Annotated in this window: 27 protein-coding genes and 1 pseudogene; 1 reads left to right on the top strand and 27 read right to left on the bottom strand. The window is 62.5% G+C overall.

Going from position 1 to position 16536, the window contains the following annotated elements:
* From DEM27_RS32685 to DEM27_RS32560, 26 genes and pseudogenes are all read right to left on the bottom strand, one after another.
* Positions 1–571 (bottom strand): annotated as a pseudogene (locus tag DEM27_RS32685) (hypothetical protein); the annotation flags it as partial.
* Complete coding sequence (locus DEM27_RS32680) at positions 568–966, bottom strand: integrase (RefSeq protein WP_109462403.1); 399 nt, start codon at positions 964–966, stop codon at positions 568–570. The pseudogene DEM27_RS32685 and the gene DEM27_RS32680, both read right to left, overlap by 4 nt.
* 26 nt (positions 967–992) lie before the next feature.
* Positions 993–1250, bottom strand: a complete 258-nt coding sequence (locus DEM27_RS32675; protein ID WP_109462402.1) for a hypothetical protein — start codon at positions 1248–1250, stop codon at positions 993–995.
* A gap of 11 nt (positions 1251–1261) precedes the next feature.
* The gene (locus DEM27_RS32670) at positions 1262–1780 is read right to left on the bottom strand and encodes a phage baseplate assembly protein V (protein WP_109462401.1); all 519 of its coding nucleotides are present in this window, start codon (positions 1778–1780) and stop codon (positions 1262–1264) included.
* Positions 1773–2396 (bottom strand): phage protein Gp37, encoded by a 624-nt coding sequence (locus tag DEM27_RS32665; RefSeq protein WP_109462400.1) that lies wholly within the window; start codon positions 2394–2396, stop codon positions 1773–1775. The genes DEM27_RS32670 and DEM27_RS32665 overlap by 8 nt, the downstream gene beginning before the upstream one ends.
* A 73-nt stretch (positions 2397–2469) precedes the next feature.
* Entirely contained in the window at positions 2470–2949 is a 480-nt protein-coding gene (locus DEM27_RS32660) for a phage virion morphogenesis protein (protein WP_109462399.1), read from the bottom strand.
* Positions 2946–3413: a gp436 family protein gene (locus DEM27_RS32655; protein WP_109462398.1), complete on the bottom strand. Its 468-nt coding sequence runs from the start codon at positions 3411–3413 to the stop codon at positions 2946–2948. The genes DEM27_RS32660 and DEM27_RS32655 overlap by 4 nt, the downstream gene beginning before the upstream one ends.
* Positions 3410–3664 carry an Acb2/Tad1 domain-containing protein gene (locus DEM27_RS32650; RefSeq protein ID WP_109462397.1) on the bottom strand — a complete coding sequence of 85 codons (255 nt, stop codon included), beginning with the start codon at positions 3662–3664 and terminating at the stop codon, positions 3410–3412. The genes DEM27_RS32655 and DEM27_RS32650 overlap by 4 nt, the downstream gene beginning before the upstream one ends.
* Before the next feature lie 250 nt (positions 3665–3914).
* Entirely contained in the window at positions 3915–4211 is a 297-nt protein-coding gene (locus DEM27_RS32645; protein WP_109462396.1) for a hypothetical protein, read from the bottom strand.
* Positions 4212–4327: 116 nt separating this feature from the next.
* On the bottom strand, positions 4328–5224 hold the full coding sequence (locus DEM27_RS32640; RefSeq protein ID WP_109462395.1) for a Mu-like prophage major head subunit gpT family protein: 897 nt from the start codon (positions 5222–5224) through the stop codon (positions 4328–4330).
* A gap of 31 nt (positions 5225–5255) precedes the next feature.
* Positions 5256–5663, bottom strand: coding sequence for a hypothetical protein (locus tag DEM27_RS32635; protein ID WP_109462394.1), 408 nt, complete (start codon positions 5661–5663; stop codon positions 5256–5258).
* A gap of 24 nt (positions 5664–5687) precedes the next feature.
* A complete protein-coding gene (locus DEM27_RS32630) occupies positions 5688–6686 on the bottom strand; it encodes a phage protease (protein WP_109462393.1) in 999 nt (332 codons plus the stop codon).
* A 212-nt stretch (positions 6687–6898) separates the two neighbouring features.
* On the bottom strand, positions 6899–8074 hold the full coding sequence (locus tag DEM27_RS32625; RefSeq protein ID WP_109462392.1) for a phage head morphogenesis protein: 1176 nt from the start codon (positions 8072–8074) through the stop codon (positions 6899–6901).
* A gap of 3 nt (positions 8075–8077) precedes the next feature.
* Positions 8078–9628 (bottom strand): DUF935 domain-containing protein, encoded by a 1551-nt coding sequence (locus DEM27_RS32620; protein ID WP_420028874.1) that lies wholly within the window; start codon positions 9626–9628, stop codon positions 8078–8080.
* A 116-nt stretch (positions 9629–9744) separates the two neighbouring features.
* Complete coding sequence (locus DEM27_RS32615) at positions 9745–11151, bottom strand: phage terminase large subunit family protein (RefSeq protein WP_109462390.1); 1407 nt, start codon at positions 11149–11151, stop codon at positions 9745–9747.
* Positions 11151–11717 (bottom strand): phage protein Gp27 family protein, encoded by a 567-nt coding sequence (locus DEM27_RS32610; protein ID WP_109462389.1) that lies wholly within the window; start codon positions 11715–11717, stop codon positions 11151–11153. The genes DEM27_RS32615 and DEM27_RS32610 overlap by 1 nt, the downstream gene beginning before the upstream one ends.
* Before the next feature lies 1 nt (position 11718).
* Positions 11719–12018, bottom strand: a complete 300-nt coding sequence (locus DEM27_RS32605) for a VpaChn25_0724 family phage protein (protein ID WP_128755620.1) — start codon at positions 12016–12018, stop codon at positions 11719–11721.
* 2 nt (positions 12019–12020) lie between these two features.
* On the bottom strand, positions 12021–12377 hold the full coding sequence (locus tag DEM27_RS32600) for a DUF2730 family protein (RefSeq protein WP_245446288.1): 357 nt from the start codon (positions 12375–12377) through the stop codon (positions 12021–12023).
* Between the two features lie 7 nt (positions 12378–12384).
* Complete coding sequence (locus DEM27_RS32595; RefSeq protein ID WP_205909016.1) at positions 12385–12585, bottom strand: hypothetical protein; 201 nt, start codon at positions 12583–12585, stop codon at positions 12385–12387.
* Between the two features lie 13 nt (positions 12586–12598).
* Positions 12599–12961, bottom strand: a complete 363-nt coding sequence (locus tag DEM27_RS32590; protein WP_109462386.1) for a hypothetical protein — start codon at positions 12959–12961, stop codon at positions 12599–12601.
* On the bottom strand, positions 12958–13221 hold the full coding sequence (locus tag DEM27_RS32585; RefSeq protein ID WP_109462385.1) for an NAD(P)+ transhydrogenase beta chain: 264 nt from the start codon (positions 13219–13221) through the stop codon (positions 12958–12960). The genes DEM27_RS32590 and DEM27_RS32585 overlap by 4 nt, the downstream gene beginning before the upstream one ends.
* A 2-nt stretch (positions 13222–13223) precedes the next feature.
* Positions 13224–13550: a hypothetical protein gene (locus DEM27_RS32580; protein ID WP_109462384.1), complete on the bottom strand. Its 327-nt coding sequence runs from the start codon at positions 13548–13550 to the stop codon at positions 13224–13226.
* 2 nt (positions 13551–13552) lie between these two features.
* On the bottom strand, positions 13553–14272 hold the full coding sequence (locus DEM27_RS32575) for a TIGR02594 family protein (protein WP_109462383.1): 720 nt from the start codon (positions 14270–14272) through the stop codon (positions 13553–13555).
* An 83-nt stretch (positions 14273–14355) separates the two neighbouring features.
* Positions 14356–14769, bottom strand: coding sequence for a helix-turn-helix domain-containing protein (locus DEM27_RS32570; protein ID WP_109462382.1), 414 nt, complete (start codon positions 14767–14769; stop codon positions 14356–14358).
* A complete protein-coding gene (locus tag DEM27_RS32565) occupies positions 14766–14969 on the bottom strand; it encodes a hypothetical protein (protein WP_109462381.1) in 204 nt (67 codons plus the stop codon). Before DEM27_RS32565 ends, DEM27_RS32570 begins: the two co-directional genes overlap by 4 nt.
* Positions 14966–15193, bottom strand: a complete 228-nt coding sequence (locus tag DEM27_RS32560) for a hypothetical protein (protein ID WP_109462380.1) — start codon at positions 15191–15193, stop codon at positions 14966–14968. Before DEM27_RS32560 ends, DEM27_RS32565 begins: the two co-directional genes overlap by 4 nt.
* A 152-nt stretch (positions 15194–15345) precedes the next feature.
* On the opposite strand from DEM27_RS32560, the gene DEM27_RS32555 reads away from it, so the two are divergent.
* Positions 15346–15708 (top strand): hypothetical protein, encoded by a 363-nt coding sequence (locus DEM27_RS32555; protein ID WP_109462379.1) that lies wholly within the window; start codon positions 15346–15348, stop codon positions 15706–15708.
* 16 nt (positions 15709–15724) lie between these two features.
* On the opposite strand, the gene DEM27_RS32550 is transcribed toward DEM27_RS32555, so the two are convergent.
* Positions 15725–16366 (bottom strand): gp16 family protein, encoded by a 642-nt coding sequence (locus DEM27_RS32550; protein ID WP_109462378.1) that lies wholly within the window; start codon positions 16364–16366, stop codon positions 15725–15727.
* Between the last annotated feature and the right edge of the window lie 170 nt (positions 16367–16536).

Genomic DNA, 16536 nt, shown 5'->3' with positions numbered 1-16536 from the left:
GTTGACCGCGCACCGCAGCAACCAGGTCCGTCGGCGCCAGCCCGTCGCCCTCGCGCGACTGCACCGCAACCGTCACCTCGCCGGGCGCCGGTGACCAGACGTCGACGTTGAGGACGCGAGGGTCAGCGCGCAGGGCCCAGAACATGTATCCGCCCGGTGTGCCAGCCGTCGAAAATGCCTCCGGTGCCAGAAGCACCTGGCGGCGAAACTCGTCGTTGCCTTCCAGGATCGGCGTGCCATCGTCCTTATGGCCGATGACACGGCGGGTGATGCCGTAGAGGAGTGCAAGATGATCGAGATCCGCATCCATGGCAAAGGCGGGCATGACGGCGCGCACCGCGTCGTTGACCGCGCCGATGACCAGCATCTCGCGTTCGGCATCGCCATGCTGCACCCAGCCGGCCGTATCCGTGACCAGCATTTCGACGGAATAGTCAAAACCCTTCGCGTCGAGGACAGCTTTCAGTCTTTCGAGCCGCTCGGAATAGATCCGGCCCCAGTCCATGTCGCGAAGGGCCAGCGGAGGCGGAAAGCGCGAGAGGTCGAGGGTGACGGCGGAATACCGGATCATGCCGCGATCCTCCCGAACCCTTGCCGCAAGGCGGAGAACGGCTGCGAAAGATCGTAATTGCCGTAGCGGCCCTCCGGATAGTAAAGGCCGGAATGCTGCAGGCCGAGAGAGCCGTCCTGGGTGACGTGGACAAGTTGCAGCTGCGTAATGGCATATTCCGGCTCCCAGCGGGCCGCTGACGCCACAAGTTCGTTATAAATCGCCAGCGCGATCGCAGGCGTCACGTCCTCGCCGAGAAGGCCATAGAGGTTTGACCCGAGCGCCAGAAGCATCGGCATCTGTTCGAGCCTGGTCATCCAGATCTTGTGCAGCGACTGCGCAAGATGGGCCGCGCCGACGAGCGGCTTGCCGTTCGTCGCGTTGATGCCCCGCCTGTACCGAATGACGCCTGCCATTGTTTCAAAGCCCCTTCGAAGCCGTGTTAATCCGCGTTCAAAGCCGCGGTGCCTTGCTGTGGCTCATCCGCCTTGCGCTGCCGGCGCGGCATGCCTTTGGGCCGGATGTGACCGGCGAGCAGTTCGGCGCGAGCCTCCTCCTCGGTCAGGCGGATGTCCGTCTGGCCTTCGGCAATCCGGCGACCGGCGATGCGCGGCGGCGCAAGTTCGGTGATCTCGTAATCGGCAGCGCCGTCTGTCGCCTGCAGCTCGGCCGCGGTGGCTTTGGTGGTTGTTTTCGCCATGATCTCTCCTCTCAACCGGCCGGCGGGCCGGTGTTGGCAGCGCCGGGAATGACCCCGGTGTGCTCGTGCGTGTCACCGATGTTCTTCCCGTTGTGCGTGACGCCGTCGCCCTCGATCGTCACTCTGCCGATGATCCGGATGCCGCCGGCGCTGAGTTCGATGCGGCCGCCGCGGTCGAAGACGGCGGTATCGGTCGATTGCGACGGCGCCGCGTGATCCTGGTCATAGGTTGCAGGCATGGCGATCGAGGCCTGCCCGACGGTGCCCGACTGGCTCGCCAGGATCATCTGTTCGTTTTCCGCGGGCTGCGAATGGATCTTCATTCCGCCGGCGGTGGCTTCCTGCCAGCGCACCTTCGGGCCGAGGATATCTTTGCCGTCCTTCGTCTTGCCGAGTGTCAGCCGTAGCAGGCGCTTGTCCGGCTCGAAATGACCGGCCTTGCCTGGCAGGGACATCAGCGCCAGGCGCCGGTTGACCTGGTCGAGCTGCTCGCGGACACGGCGTATCTCGGTTGCGGTGTAGCTACGCATCGACATCCTCCGGATCGCGGGCGAGCCAGGTGTCCATCTCCGCCAGCTCCCCGGCGGTCGGATAGTTGATGGCGGCATGCTCGAGATCGACGGTGCCCTTGACGGTCGGGAAATGCGTCTGGCCAAGGGCGAAGACCGTCTGTGACCAGGTGACCGCATAATAGGCCGTGCCCTGTGCTGCATCGGCAATCGTGAACAGCGGCTTCAGCTCGCCCGCGCCATCAGGCGGCATCACGCCGGCACGGCCCCACGTCCAGGCGGTATCGTCGGATAGGATCTTCAGGAGGCCAGCGCCGATCGCGAGCCCGACCACCTCTTTTTCGACGCGCTTGGCGTCAACGACATGAGCTTCGGCGACGACATAGGCGATCCAGTCGACGGTGACATTATAATGCCCGTCGCTGATACCGGCGCGCTTGGCCTTGGTCCAGCCGATACCGACACCGGGCGCCTTGACGACGGTCTTGGCGATCAGCTCCGAGATATCGACCTTGCCCGGATGGAGCATTATCGAGATACCGGGCATCAGCGTCTTGAGGCTGGCCACGATCGCACGCTGTACCGGAGCGATCGGGTCGGCCTCGATGAGCTGGGAAAGGGTCGCAGGAGTAGTCACCACCAACTCCCACTTAAAAGGAGCATGAGAGCGCCCATGCAAAGCACGACCATCAGCATGATTACGAGTGTGCTCATTGCAGCGCTCCGAACATGTCGGTGACGAGATCGACGATCTCTTGCCGGTTTTCGGCAGACAGGCCGACGAACGGTCGTGCGGGAATGGTGACCGACTTCGCGCGGATTGTCTTGCCGCCCATTTCAAAGACAAGTGCCTTGGCGTTTTTCGGAATGATCGTCATGCCGTCCTGGTGGACATGGGCATATTCCCAGGTCGAGCCCCACTCGGCTTCGGAGGCGTCGGCCCGCCAGGCGATGGAATAAAGAAGGTGCTGGCCGCTATCGACCAGGATGGAGGTGCCGGCATTGTTCGGCTTCCAAGCCGCACCATCCGGCGAGGTCTTTTCCTCCTCGATGCGCCGCCGCGTCTGGCTTTCACCCAGCGCGCCGATCGCGCTCATCAGCTCTTCCGCCTCAAAATCAAGCAGCGGCCGGAGCTTGCGGAACACGTCTCCAAATTCGGAGCTGTCGACGACGATCGAGATCCCGCTCATATCCGGCCCAACCGTTCCCGTGTGAAGACGCGATCCGGAGCCGTGACGATCACCTCATTCTGGCCGACGCCGTCGGGCAGGCCTTCGCCGCCGGCGGAACCTTGCCCACTCCCCGTCGTGGTCAAAGCGCCCTTGCCGGCGGCGATTGCCTCAAGCCGTTTGACGGCCTGGTCGTAGCGCTCCTTGATGGCATCGGTGGAGCGGCTGAAGGAAAGAGCAACACGATAGAGTGCCATGTCGCCGCAATAGACGCGCAGCACATCAAGCGACGGCTCATCGAGTGAGGCCAGCTCGGCCGGCGAATAGCGGGCGGCGAGGATGGCGCGGATCTCGATCGAGCTGTCGGAAAGGGCGTGGCCGATACGGACATCGTCGCGCAGACCGGTATCCTCGTTGGCGGCGAGCAAGGTCAGCTCGGCCGGATAGCGGGCAGCAAGATCGGCGATGGTGGCGTAGACGGTCACAGCATCGCTCCGTCTTCAGGAAGCGAAATCCGCGAGGGGCGAAAGATGGCGCGATTGATCGCCATGTAACCCTGCTCGATGTGCGCGCGGCCGATGGCCAGCCAGCGCTGATCGACGTCAGGCGCCTTCGAAAGCTCGTCGAGCACCCGCAAAACACGTTCTTCATCGCGTTTGTTGAGGTTGACAGCCTGCACCTTGTGCTCCGGCTGCGCCTTGTATCCCTCGACTGGCAGTCCCTTGTGTTCGGTCATCGTCTCTTCCAAGAAAAGGGCGGAGGCGGGCTTAGCCCCTACGTTCGAACGTCCCCTACGGCATCTGACTGCCGATCAATGGGTGCTGACCGCCTCGCGAGCGGGACCAGACCTCCTCGGGTATTCAAGTGCCGCTGTTGTCGATGGAGCCGCGTCCAGCGCGCTCTCGTCCACCGATGGGCTTCGGGATGGACTGGCCCGGCGGATTGAACCGGGCCGCAGTTCCCATCGCGGCGCTCCCGGCACGTATTTAGGTGGCGGGGGCCGGCTCTCCGGCCGGCAAATCCGCCGGTTCGGCCGGGCGCTCTTCGAAACGGCCATCGATTTTCAAGAACGGGTCGGCGCGAAGCTGCTCAAGCGTGGCTTCAGGATCGTCGCCAAGATCTGCAAGCCGCAACTCGATCGGCTCCGAGCCGAAAGAAATATTGGCGCGGCGGCGCGGACCGGCCGGGGCACTGACGATCAAAACCCGCTCGGCGATCATCATCTGGCCGGCGATGTCGTTGGCGTCAGGCAGAAGCTTTGCTTTGGTTGGCGTCTTGGCCATCGGGGATACCTCCTTGCGGTTTTCGGAAAGCAGCGTGGAGCTGCTCTCGGAAAACCGCCAGCCGAGGGAGGAGGAGTGGCTGGCGGCTTCGGGGGCAAGTACGCACCCCCTCCGGATCAGTTGAGGTAAGGCGCTTCCTGGATCTTCACGAGGTTGCGGACCGTGTTCGTCGTGCCGCCGATCTGCTCGGAGAGAAGCAGGTCGCGAGCGGCGAACAGGTTGCCATTACCGACGATGAGATGGGTCGGATTGATGCCGAGTTTGCGGCCTTCATCGTCCGTGAAGTCGCGCATCGCGGTGTATGCCGCCTTCAGGTTGGCCGCGTTGAGCGTGTCCTTCGAACCGAAGGCCATCTGCCAGAAGCCGTAGCCGGCAGAAACGCGGGCGTCGACGCCATAGACATATTCGTCGCGCATGAAGACCAAGTCGGAGGTCTTGGCGTCTTCCTTGGTCGTGAAACTGTAGTCGCGGCGCTTCTGGAAGATGAAGGGCTTCAGCGGCCGGCTCATGTCAGCGAGGATCCACATCTCGCCAGAGCCGCCACCGTAATTGGAGACGGAAGTGGTCACGCCATCCTTGCCGACCGGATGATCCGTATCGAAGAAGAACTGGCCGTCGTAGCAATTCGTCGTCGTCGCGGCGTTAATCAGCTCGAACAGAATTTCGTCGGGATGCTGTGCGGCCGAGTTGCCGAGCATTTCGAAACGCGGAGCATAGAGACCGAGCTTGTCATCCTCGATGTCGTCGCGAGGGACGCCAATCGTGCCCTCGAACTTGCGGTTCTTGATCGAATAGCCCTTGGCTGCAAGGCTTTTGACGTGGCGATCGCCAATCCATTCGCGCATCTTCGGCATGTCGCCGAGCCAGCCGTAAGTTTCCTCGGATGCAGTGGAGGTGATGACCGTTGCCAGTGACGTGTAGAGCGCCGCGACACCGGAAAAGCCTTTCTGGAAGCTCGTCTTGAAACCGCGCTGCGCGGCGGCGAGCAGATCAGGCGTGATGACCTTAGACATAAAAATTGCCCCTCAAGTGGAAAAGTGGACGTCAGTAACCGACGCGCACGAAGACGCGGCCGTTCTCGACGTTCATGATCTTGCCGGCGACGGAACGGGCGCTGCTGTTCGACGTCTTGGCAACGGTCTGGTCATCGACGACGTAACAATCCTTGTTGACATCGCCGGCGGTGATCTCGTCGGTGCTCGTCGAGTTGGCGAAGTCGAAGACGCCGCGGCGAAACTTCACCTTCACCGCGCCGTCGGCCCCGGTGTTCTTGATGGTGTCCTCGGCGATGCCGAGCGTCGTGAGGCTGGCGCCGGTCTTACCCGGAACGGCGAGCGAGCTTTCGGAAACCACCAGGGCGCCTTGCAAGATGGTGGTGGAGCCCTTGACCGGGGCGAGGCCAAACTTGCCCTCGACCTCGATCGGCTGGCGTGCCGCAGACAATGCCGTCATTTCAAAACCCTTTCAAAAGCGGCGTCAGGCGGCTTCGAGGCCGTTCGCCTTGCGGAATTCCTCTTCGGTGAGGCCCATTTCCTTGATGATGGCCCGGTCCTCGGCCGAGAGGGCGGAAACCTTCCCGGGCGCCGACTTGTCGTCGAGGCCGGAGGGGCCGAGGCCAGTGCCGAGTGTCTCGATCAGCGTCTTGACCTGACCGAAACCGTCGTCGGTCGCGCAGAGGGCTTCATAGGCCGTGCGCTGCGCCGGCGTGATTTTCTTGGCCGTCAGCGCGCTTTCGAGCAGTGCATCGACCTTTTCCTTGCGGCCGGCGGCCTTGAAGGTCTCCAGCTCTGTTGTCAGCGTCGCGACGTTCGTCAGAGCCGCCTGGTGCACGGCAGGATCGATGCGGCCTTTCAGGCCGGCAATGGCGGCGAGGCAGGAAGCATCGTTGGCATCCTCGGAAAGGCCGAGAGCGGCGGCGATAGCCTTGAGCATGGGTGTCTCCGTTTCAGTGGTGAGATCGGCCGAGGCAACGGCCGGCATGGATGCGGCCGGCGCAGCGACCAGTGCCGCAGAGTGCAGCCAATAGACCTTGCCCTTTTCGTCGTGCCGCAGGACCGGGGAAATGTAGCGATGCGTGCGGGCCGCGAGGACGCGAAGCCCTTCGTCGAGCCACTCGACACGGCCATAGAGACCGTCCGCACGGGCTTCCAGTTTCGAGATCCAGCCAACCGCGGGTGCGGTCTCGCCGAACAACGTGCGCTTTACCGTGGAATGATCGATGTCGATAGGAAGATCGACGTCGTCAGCCTCAAAGCGGGTCGTCAGCAGTTCGGGATCGACATCGAACTTCCGGCCGTCCCGAGCGGTGAAGGCACCACGGGGCGCCACCTTGATCCACTCGGGGCCGCGCTTGGCCGCGACAGCACCCGGATCGGCGACAAACGCATCGAGCACGGTCAAGCCGGTGATCGCTTCGATGTCATCGAGAGCGTTTGCAGATGGCGTTTTGCTGTGGGTTGCGGGGCGCTTCGTCATGCGGCAATATCTGCCAGACGGCGCGTTCAATTCAGGGGGTGACGCGCGTCACCCCGGCGACTTCCCTTTCACCACCCGAAGGAAGCGCTCTTGCCGTCCACTCTACAGGATCAGCATCGATTTTGAAGGCTCTTTGAAGGCCGTGGGCGCGCTTCATGAGGCTGGCGGGGATCAGCGGGCATGACACCCCTTCTGCGCCGTCCTGAGGCCGTCTATTTTTTGCTCAAAGACGTGACGCGCAGTTTGCCATCTACCAGGTTGAGGAGCGACCGCATGACGGCCCGGCCGATCTTGCGGACGATGGAACGTGCACCGGATTTCTGTGGCTTGGCCATAGTGCCATCAGCGATGAGGTCCGGAAGGTTGGCGATGTCGTCGGCCGATACCGCGCCGCTCGCGAGCTGGTCGGCGATCAGCTTGCTGCTAACCGACACGACGGACGATCGCGCTCCTGTCTCTGCGGCGAGCTGGGCGTTGACGCCGGCCGGCAGCTGCACGTCATCGAGCAGACGCGGCGCCAACTTGGCATAGGGATCGGCCCAGAGCGATTTCACGGCGGCCGTCGCATCCGCCGGCGCTGCACCGGCGAGCCTGGCTTCGAGGTTTTCCACCAGGGTCGATGCCCGCGCCAGGCCTGGGTTGGTGTGCCAGCCCGGATCCAGTCCGGGCGGCACCATGGTCACTTCGCCGGTGCGACGGTTGCGGTGCTGGATGTCGGGACCAAGATCCGGCACCTGGTCGCTGTAGCGGATGGTGATGTCCTTACCATCGGCCGTCTTGCCGATGACGCGCTCGGTTCCCATCAGGCGCTCGGCCTCACGCGCCGAGATCTGGCGGATCTGGCATTTGCACTGCCAGCCGTTCGGTGGCCAGTGGCTGCGCCAGAATGGATGATCGACCGGCAGGATCAGCCCGACCCAGGCCAGATGCTCCGGCCGCGGATCGCCAGACGTGGTGCGCACATACAATATATATGGCAGCGCCTTCTTGGTCCGCTGCGCTCGCTCCCATTGGCCCGCCGATCGGGCGGAATTGGCGTTGCTCCAGAAGATCAGTTTCAGCCGCCGATCGCTGCCGAAATTCACCATACGGTCGGGCTGCTCGCCGGTCGGATCCTTGACCATGCGTGGCTTGTCCCAGCCGAGCTTGACCAGGTCTTTGGCAATTTCCTTCTTCCAGTTTTCAAAGCCCTGGCCGGTGGCGATCGCCGTCGAGATCGAATTGCGGAAGGCAGTCAGCAATTCCACTTCCGTCGCCTTCGCAACGGTGAAGGAATACGCATGCTCCTCGGCCCAGACGTCGAGCCATGAAAAGCCGGGCTTCAGGGCCTTGCGATCGAAATACTCGCTGACTTCAGGAACCTGGGGAAACTGCTGCCGGATCGTCATCTATCAGTCCGCAATATCGCCGATGCCTCGCGCGATCGCCGTCAGCCGAGCAAGCTTCTCGGCCATCTTCGTCGCGTCCGGCCCGGCCGCATCGAGCATGGCCAAAGCCTCATCGAAGCTCTGGGCTTTGTCGATGATGGCAAAGAGCGGATCGACGATCGGTGCGGCCAGGGCCTGCCAATCATCCATTGCCGTCGCGAAGATCTCATCGACCTGGTCGAGCGCGTCAGGCTGTGATGCCTCAGCCGCAAGCAGCGCGATGCAAGCGCCACAGCGGCAGGCGCGCTTGTGATCCATGACGATCGCCGCGAGCGCAGTTGTCTTGGCCTTCTGCGGGTCAGCCGGGTTCGCGTCGTCATTCGCCGGCGACGGCGTCTTCACATCTGTCGGAGGAGAAACCTTTCCAGCGCCGATCTCGACAGGCGGCGGCGGTGCTGGTTGCGCCAACAGCTCATCCTCGCCTTCAGGATCGGACAGGCCAATCTTTTCGCGGATCTCGCTCTGCTTGACCTTGAGGCCGAGTGGGACCAGGCGCGACAACGCATTCGAAAGCGCCTCGATGTCTTCCGGATCCGGCACGAGCAGCTGCAGACGCGGATACCTGTCCTGCGGCCCAAAATTGAAATCCACGAACGGTTTGATCAGATCGCGGTTCATTGTGATAGCGAGCTGTTTGCAGTCCGCGCGCAGGATGTCGAGGCGCACCTCGTTGTGGATCTTCGCCTGGCCAAGGCTCGATCCATCATCCGATGTCATGGTCTGGCCGACGACGATCTTGCTGATCTGCTTGTCGACATACTCCAAAAGCCCGCCGAAGACTGCAGCACCATTGGCGCCATTCACCTCGTGAAACTCGATCTCCATGCCGGCGGGGATGATGGCGGCGGCATCGTTGGCGATCGAGGCGACGGCCTTCAGGAGGGTGCGCTTGTCGGCCGAGCTGGCGCCGGCATTGTATTTGCCGACGCGCAGCGGCATGCCGTAGACCTCGGAAAAAGCCGCCCAGTCTTGCAGCGTGAACTGCTGGATAAGGTAAGCCCACGCAGCCGGCCGGGCCACGCCGCGCCGGATCGGGATGCCGAGCTTCGTGCGAGGCAGGTGCCGAAGGAACTTTGCCTGTGGCAACTCCTCGCCCTCGATCGAGCCGTCGACGGCCAGGCGCAGCTGCTGGAGTGTGAGGCGATCGAATTGGAAAAAGCGCTGATCGCGGACAATGTACTGCACCGGCCGAAGGTATTTGCGCTCGTACTCCCACATCATCTCGACTGTGGCGTAGGACTTGCCAATGCCATCAGACAGGCTGCCAAGCGCTTCACCGCAACCGTCGTCTTCCAGCAGCTCCTCGACGGCCGCAATGATTTTGTCGTCGATGCCTTCAGCTTCCAGCGTCGCCGGCACGCTCTCGATCGCCAGGCGCCGCGTCTGCAGCTGCGAGCCATAGTGCAGATAACGCTCCTCCATTTCTTCCGCGAGTGTCAGATAAGACCGGCCGTTGCCCTCGGCCGCATCCCGAAGGATGGTCCCGAGCATCTCCGGGGTCAGGCCGGAAGCCACACGATCTTCGTGTGTCCGCCGCACGCCGGCGATCGTCGGCGTGGCAATCTCCTTGGAAAGCGTCGAGAAGACGACCGGCCGGCCGTCCGGACCAAGAATGGATGATGTCCGCGTGCCTACCAATGCCGCCTCCCATATTCGAAATCGTCGTCGTCATCGTCGCCCTTGCCCTGCAGATCGCGAACGGACTGATAGCCGTATTCCGTGGGCGCGCCGGCGGCGTGGATCGCAAGGGCTAGAGCCCAGAAGTGGTCGGCGTGCCCATCCGGCGTGCGCTCGGCCGTGAAACGGATGTTGCCGGCAGCCGTCACCTGTTTCGTGACAGATCGCAGATCGGCGCGGATATGCTTGTCGTAGGGTATGCGGACCCGGCGATCTTCCATGCTCGATCGCACCGGATATGCCAGCTCCTCTTTCACCTTTGGCGTGAAGGTCACTGCCTCGACAGCGTACTGGCCGAATTTGTCCTGAGCATCGTCCGCCCAGCCGATCCCCAAGCCCGTCGCGTCGAAACAGCTGCGGCTGCACCGCTGAAGCCACGGCCAGATGATTTTCTCCTGGTCGGACTTCCGCATGTTCTGCATTGCCTCGACGTGCCTGGTGTAGAACACGTCTCCCAGCTGTTCGACGATCCAGAGAACGGTCAGGTCTTTCTTGCGGCCGATGTCGATGCCGGCATAGAGCTGCCCGCGCTCGACATCTTTCCAATTCGCTGTTGCGGGATACTCGGCGCTGGCGATCAGGTCATATTCCAGGAAAGCCGCATCGTCGTCGGCCGGCTGGCACATGTACTCCTGAAGGAAGCTTTCTTCGTCGGCCGCGCCGGCCTTGACCCAGTCGAAATACTGGGCTTCCGTCATCTCCTGGCGCTCGTCGTCGTCGGGGAGCGATTGCTGCAACTTGAACAGGAACCCGTCGTTCAAAGCGTCTTCAAGGGTGACGCGATGCAGGCTGATTTTCTTCGGGTTGCCCTTCTCTCGGGCCTCTCTGATCAGACCGTTGAAGAAATTGTGGCTGCCGCGGTGCGTGGAAATGACCTCCATCGCGCCGCCCCAGGTGATACCGGGATAGGCGATCGACCAAAGCTTGCGCGGATCCGGATGCAGCGCGAACTCGTCGAGCACACGGCCGCCACGCTTACCGGCCTGAGCGTCCGGGTTGGAACTCATCGAATTGATGCGTTTGCCATTGGCAAAGCGCAACGTGTAGGCGGTTTGCTTGCCGTCCTCGTCGAGGGCGATCTCACCCATATCGCGAGCAGCAAGATCGAGATTGCCTGACCAGAGCTTACAGTCTTCCAGGAAGAGCCGTGCCTGAATGTCGTCGCGCGACGACACCCATTGATCGTGCCGCGCTGTTGCCAATGCCGTGCGGGATACCGTCGCGTAGGCGGTCGACCAGGACAGACCGATCTGGCGCCCCTTCTCCATCAGCTTCAGGCGGGAATTATCGGTGATCCATTTGCCCTGGTAGGGCAAGAATATAGCATCGCGGTTTGCCGGGACTATGAGGGCGCCGCCCATCAGATGACCCCAAGGCGGCGGTTGATCTCGTCCAGCGTCTCCTGCGTGACGCCAGCCTTGCGGGCAACCGCGCCCACCTCCTTAGCCACCTCCTGGAGCTTGCCGCGGGCCTCATCCTCGGCTTTGCGACGATGCTCTGCAGAGTGCCGCTGAGCGACAATCGTGTCCTTGTAGGCACGCGCCAGTTCCATGGCGCCCTTCGGCTCGATGCCATCACTGTCGAGCAGCTCGTCGATAAGCACCTTGAGAAACTCGCCGAGAACGATATCCGACTTCGCGATTTCCTCTGGCGTCAGTTTTTCCGCGATGCCGGCATAGATAAAGCGGCGCTCTTCAAGCTGCATCGAGCGTTTGGCGAGACGGGCCGAGCGGCGATAGAACGCCGATTTCGATACGGGATCGATGCCTTTGACTTCGAGTCTGTCGTTCAACTCGAAAAGGATGTCTGCCGCCGATCGGCGGCGTTCGTTCAGCTGGCCGACCGCCCAGCGGACATCGTCCTGGGCCTCATCGGGCAGCAGTTCCAGGCTATCGAGACGGCCACGTGTCCGCCGAGCATCGGACATTTTATGCGCCTCCGCGGGCGCTCGGCGGCAGGACGCCGGCGAGAGTGACCTTGCCTGCCAGGTGGTGCTCGCCACGTTCCGTCAGCCGCGCAATCTTCACGGTCCCGGCCGCGACGATATCGACGGCGCGCATCTCGCGGAGGAACACAAACTGTTCTTCGACCCACTCGCGCGACTTCTCAATCATCAGGAAATCGAGCAGGAAGCGCCGCATTGCCTCCGACGTGATTGCCTTGTTCGGCTGGGCCTGAAGCTCTTTCAGGATGGTCAGCCGCGCCTCTTCCTGCATGATCTTTTCCATGCTCATTTCTGGGCCTGCTCCAGCAAGAATTCCTGTAGACGATGATTGGTGGCGGCGATCGGCTTCAGCCGTTCGTCCATCGTGTCGAGCCGCCCGCCGATCCTCTCCATGGTCACCTGGAGCTGGTGGACGGCGTCGCGATCGGGGAGATGCTTCATGTCGCTCTCGATCGCCTGGATACGTCGATCATACTCGATCGCCTTCTGCTCGACCTTCGCAAGGCGCGCATTCGCTTCCTGCTCGGACTTTGAGACACGCTCGGCCAAGGCCTTTTCGCCGCTCGACAGCATGTTCTTGACCAGCGTCAGTAGAGTGATGATCGAGATTGCCCCCGAAACCCAAGGGATGATTGCAAGCATTTCCACACTAGTCTCCTGTCGGCGTCGCATCGACGGCCGCCACTGCGGCAGCGCGTCTCGTTTCGCAGGCAACCAGCGCCGTACGATCCTTGTTCCAGTTTCCGGCGGTTTCCTGGCTGGTCAGATTGCGATCGGGCAGCACGACGGGCCTGTCGCAGGCCTTACGCGCCTCCGGCGGGATCTCCGATCGGATGGTGACCGTGCGCACAACCGTCTCGGGCTTATCGTGCGAGCAGGCGGACGCGATCACGGTCAAGGCCGCAAGCGTCGCCATTTGGCAGAGCCGCATTCGCTTTCTCCATTTCGGATAGTGCCAGTTCGGCCTGGCGCACCTTGTCGGCGGCCGCGGCCTGGATCTGTAGTGTCGCCCTGGCCTGGTCGGCCACCTGACGATTGGCAGTCGCATTGCTGCGCTCGATCTCGCCGGACCAGTGCGCGTCACGCTCGGCGATCGTCAGCGTCCGCACGTCATCGACCATCCCCCGGGCGGTTGCCAGCGCCGCATAATGCAAGCCCGCGGCGGCGAGCAGCATGGCGCTGGCGATGACGAATGGCATTGCAGCCTTTGAAAGGTATGCCATCATCGTAATTCGCCCTCCTCGGCCGGCTGGTCCCGCGGCATGTTCGTGGCCGCGGCGCGATAGTCGAGAGATCCGAAGGCGCGATGGATGCCGAGCAAAGCGGCGATAAGGGCGATCATGCTCGGGATGGTGAGGCCGGCCAGGTCGACGGCTTCGCGGGAGCCGCGCAGACCGCCGACGACAAGTGCGCCGATGACGATCCAGGCGAGCACGAAGGAAAGCCAAAAGGCCTGCCGGGTGAGATTGTAGCCGGGCTTCTGCATCGTCAGAAACCCCGGGGCGGCACGAACAGGCACAGCGTGCGGCCGGTGTCGCTGCCGCCGATCGTGCACCAATGGAAGCGGCCGTCCGGCGACTGTCGCACGCGCCGATCGGTGTACGGCACCGTCTCGCCGCTAGCGGAGAGCACATAGCCAGCCGGTCCTTCAGTGACGCTTCCCTCGGTGATCTCGCGGCAATCGATGCCGGAGCAGCACTCGTAGGGATACGACCAGCCGAGCGGCGCATCATGCGCGCGCGATGCCGACGACCAGATCAGCAGCGACAGCATCGCAAAAAACAGGACAGTGAGGAGAGCGATCACGAGCCGCATGGTCAGGCCTCGTTTTTCGAGACCGGCACGCCGGCCGACGTCAACCGCACCCGGCCGCCCGAGGGAAAACCGCCCGTCGATGGCCAGCGGATCGAATGGAGCCGCGCCTTGTCGATCCGGGTGATGGAAACGGAATTGCTCTGGTTGCCGCCGAGAATATGGTAGTGCGTGGCGTCCTCACCGACATACAGACCGACGTGACCGCCGCCTGTGCGCGTGAAGGTCATGATGGCGCCGAGTATTGGCTCCGGAAGTGGGATGCCGAACTTGCTCCACTCCAGGGCGCCGAGGGGGTTTTTCGGCAGCAGCTCCCGCGGAAGTGTGGTGGCCATGATGTTGGCGACGAAAAGACCGCACCAGGGAATGTCATCGTTCGTGAAATAGCTGGCGACCCAGCCGCCGAGGCGCTTCGCCCAGGAGATGATGGTCGGATTGGACTTCGCGCCCGCGACCTCCTTCAGCCCCATGAAACGACGAGCGTCGCGCATCCATACCGGCTCGGCCGGAACGAGCGGCGCCATGGCAAGCACCTTGCCATTCGACGGCTGCGCCCGCAGGGCATCGACCGTGGCCTTATTGGCAAGGCCAGTTTCTTCCAGGCCGACGGAACGCTGAAATCGCAGAAGGCCAGCGATCATGGCCCGGCCCGGCACGTTGTCCACGACGCCGCCGTAGGCACCGTGCACGCGCAGGCGCTCAATTACCCATTTGTCGAAATCCATTTGAAAGCCCCTTGAAGCCGCCTTGAGAAGCTGCTGCGGGGCACTATCGGATGCTTAGCATCCGTCTTAGGAGGTGACGGGCGTCACCCCTGATCGATCTTCTTGTCAGCGAAAAGATCCAGCTGGGGAAGCTGCTGCCGCTCGCGCAGCTGCTGCTTTTTGCGAAAAACATCGCGGCGGGTCAGATTGGCCCTCGCGGCAATATCGTTGGCCGATCGGCCTTCGGCAAGCAATTTCTTGACCAACTCCATGCGCCGGCCGTAACGCAATGCCTCGGCCTTCGGAACAACGATGCCCTTGGCGCCTGTCTCATGGGTAAAGTAGCTGGCGAGCTGCTGCGCATCGTTGAGGCCGAGGAGCTGGGCCAGCCAGTGGTCCGGCTCCACCTGGTTGGGTATGAAAACCTGCTGCCCGCCCTTCGCCTCGGCAAGCTTGAGCGCGGCCGGAAGCCCTATGACATCCGCAATCTCGACAAGCAATGCCGGTAGCTGGGTCATTGGCGCCGCCCCTGAAGCTGGTTTTCCAGCTGCATCTGTTGCAGCGTCACCTGCCGGATCCGCTCCTCGAGCGCGACACGCTGATGGGCATGCGGCTTCAGCTTCGCAATCCGCTGACACAGCTCCTCGCGCCGCTTGGCGAGACGATCGATCTCGACAAGGCGTTGCCAGTTGAGGAGCGGCAGCGGAGCGTCCGTCATGACCGGCGCCTCCTGGCACGCTTCTTAGGCCGCATGCTGGGTAACAGCACCGTCACGACGGTATCGCCCTCGACAATTGCATTCACCAGGCTGGCAAGCCCGCGCAATTCGTCTCCCGTCAGGCAATGATAAGCGATGTGCCGGCGCACGGCCTCGATGTCGAGACCATGTGCCCGTTCCAGGTAACGCAAGACAGCATGATCGGAGACGTGCAGGTTGGTCATGCTGCGGCCCTCTCTTCAGGAGACCGCGGGACTTCTATCGTTTTGACGGGGCACCGGCCATGAAGGCGGAGAGGCGCAATTGCAACCGGGCAGGATTGCAAGCGCGAAGAACGGGCAATACGCTGCGGAGGATCAACCAAGGGGAGTGAAGAATGTTGCGATCGGTATTGGGCTTTTTGCTGATAAGCGTTTCTGCCAGTCAGGCGGCGGCGCAGACGCCGGATCAGAAAACGGCTCTGGAAATCATGGCGGGAGCCGCAGTAGTCACCCAGTACTGCGATTATCTTGAGCTCAACAATATTAGCTACGGGATCATCATGGAGCTGAACGGCATCGAAGCCGATGACTTGCAGACGACCGGAAGATTTGCGGGCTTCCTCTATGAGAAGATGGTGCCGCTGATGGCCGAAATGAACGCGGCTACACCAGAGCAGGTCTGCGCAATGGGTGTTCTCGCCTACGGTCCCGAAGGCAAGCTTTTTGCCAATATGCTTCGGTGGAAGAAGAGAAACTGATCGCATAGCCACGCCCTCAAGCTCCAGCCTTCTCCCGGCGGATACGCTCGCCGAAATAATTCATGACCTTGATCCACTCGGCTTGCGTCACGTCGCGGTAGGCTCCGCCCTGGCGCAGGAGATCGGTGACAACGGGCCAGAAATCACCAGGGGCCAGCGGATTGATGATCCGCCACTGGGCGATGGCGATCCTGTAACCGTGGCTGCTTCGCCATGGCACGCTGGTCGTATCGGGCGCCCAGTTAACCCCGCCGTCCCGAGCCATCCTGGCTTTCAGCGCCTCGATTACCTTGTTTGCATCCTCGCCGTGATGTAGCCAGCGCACCTGATCGATGTGCGTCTGTCGCCGGACGAAACCGATCAGCGCGGCGTCATCGCGATCGGGAACGATCCCGAGATTGTACGCGCCGATCCAGAGAGCCTGCAGTTTCCCGGCAAACTTGCCGGTCAGTTTCTGCCGGCCGTCCGGACGTCGAGCGGTGGATTTCGGCTGGAAGCCGTCGCGGCGGAGTTCGGTTAGTACCTCCTGCCGCTCACCCTCGGTCATTTCCTTGGTCGAGGCTTTTCCGGTAATCAGGACAAGCTTCGCACGATAAGTATCGTCGTCGAGACCGAGCTGTTTCTTGGCGACGTGGATCGCTGCGATGGAGCTGGTCATTGGCCGCCCTCGCTAGTTTCGGGGCACTGCCCCACCAGCGCCCTGTTCTTGGGGGAGGGGGTTTCAGGGTTCGTCATGCTGCGATCTCCATGTAGGCGCCGATCACTTCGGCCGCGACTTGCGGGACGATGGCATTGCCGTAGGCGCGCAGGCGTCCCATTCTGGCGGGA

This window comes from Rhizobium album (assembly GCF_003122325.1).
Classification (GTDB): domain Bacteria; phylum Pseudomonadota; class Alphaproteobacteria; order Rhizobiales; family Rhizobiaceae; genus Metarhizobium; species Metarhizobium album.
Note: the sequence above shows the minus strand (reverse complement) of the source record. Positions and strands in the feature narration are given on the sequence as shown.

Bases quoted from the DNA above. Each gene is read 5' to 3' on its own strand.
- DEM27_RS32660 (WP_109462399.1), bottom strand. From the start codon at position 2,949: ATGAGCGGGATCTCGATCGTCGTCGACAGCTCCGAATTTGGAGACGTG.
- DEM27_RS32590 (WP_109462386.1), bottom strand. From the start codon at position 12,961: ATGATGGCATACCTTTCAAAGGCTGCAATGCCATTCGTCATCGCCAGC.
- DEM27_RS32575 (WP_109462383.1), bottom strand. From the start codon at position 14,272: ATGGATTTCGACAAATGGGTAATTGAGCGCCTGCGCGTGCACGGTGCC.
- DEM27_RS32625 (WP_109462392.1), bottom strand. From the start codon at position 8,074: ATGACGATCCGGCAGCAGTTTCCCCAGGTTCCTGAAGTCAGCGAGTAT.
- DEM27_RS32645 (WP_109462396.1), bottom strand. From the start codon at position 4,211: ATGGCCAAGACGCCAACCAAAGCAAAGCTTCTGCCTGACGCCAACGAC.
- DEM27_RS32565 (WP_109462381.1), bottom strand. From the start codon at position 14,969: ATGACGGACGCTCCGCTGCCGCTCCTCAACTGGCAACGCCTTGTCGAG.
- DEM27_RS32630 (WP_109462393.1), bottom strand. From the start codon at position 6,686: ATGACGAAGCGCCCCGCAACCCACAGCAAAACGCCATCTGCAAACGCT.
- DEM27_RS32635 (WP_109462394.1), bottom strand. From the start codon at position 5,663: ATGACGGCATTGTCTGCGGCACGCCAGCCGATCGAGGTCGAGGGCAAG.
- DEM27_RS32570 (WP_109462382.1), bottom strand. From the start codon at position 14,769: ATGACCCAGCTACCGGCATTGCTTGTCGAGATTGCGGATGTCATAGGG.
- DEM27_RS32605 (WP_128755620.1), bottom strand. From the start codon at position 12,018: ATGGAAAAGATCATGCAGGAAGAGGCGCGGCTGACCATCCTGAAAGAG.
- DEM27_RS32580 (WP_109462384.1), bottom strand. From the start codon at position 13,550: ATGCGGCTCGTGATCGCTCTCCTCACTGTCCTGTTTTTTGCGATGCTG.
- DEM27_RS32675 (WP_109462402.1), bottom strand. From the start codon at position 1,250: ATGGCGAAAACAACCACCAAAGCCACCGCGGCCGAGCTGCAGGCGACA.
- DEM27_RS32560 (WP_109462380.1), bottom strand. From the start codon at position 15,193: ATGACCAACCTGCACGTCTCCGATCATGCTGTCTTGCGTTACCTGGAA.
- DEM27_RS32640 (WP_109462395.1), bottom strand. From the start codon at position 5,224: ATGTCTAAGGTCATCACGCCTGATCTGCTCGCCGCCGCGCAGCGCGGT.
- DEM27_RS32670 (WP_109462401.1), bottom strand. From the start codon at position 1,780: ATGCGTAGCTACACCGCAACCGAGATACGCCGTGTCCGCGAGCAGCTC.
- DEM27_RS32585 (WP_109462385.1), bottom strand. From the start codon at position 13,221: ATGCAGAAGCCCGGCTACAATCTCACCCGGCAGGCCTTTTGGCTTTCC.
- DEM27_RS32680 (WP_109462403.1), bottom strand. From the start codon at position 966: ATGGCAGGCGTCATTCGGTACAGGCGGGGCATCAACGCGACGAACGGC.
- DEM27_RS32550 (WP_109462378.1), bottom strand. From the start codon at position 16,366: ATGACCAGCTCCATCGCAGCGATCCACGTCGCCAAGAAACAGCTCGGT.
- DEM27_RS32615 (WP_109462390.1), bottom strand. From the start codon at position 11,151: ATGGGCGGCGCCCTCATAGTCCCGGCAAACCGCGATGCTATATTCTTG.
- DEM27_RS32600 (WP_245446288.1), bottom strand. From the start codon at position 12,377: ATGCTTGCAATCATCCCTTGGGTTTCGGGGGCAATCTCGATCATCACT.
- DEM27_RS32555 (WP_109462379.1), top strand. From the start codon at position 15,346: ATGTTGCGATCGGTATTGGGCTTTTTGCTGATAAGCGTTTCTGCCAGT.
- DEM27_RS32650 (WP_109462397.1), bottom strand. From the start codon at position 3,664: ATGACCGAACACAAGGGACTGCCAGTCGAGGGATACAAGGCGCAGCCG.
- DEM27_RS32610 (WP_109462389.1), bottom strand. From the start codon at position 11,717: ATGTCCGATGCTCGGCGGACACGTGGCCGTCTCGATAGCCTGGAACTG.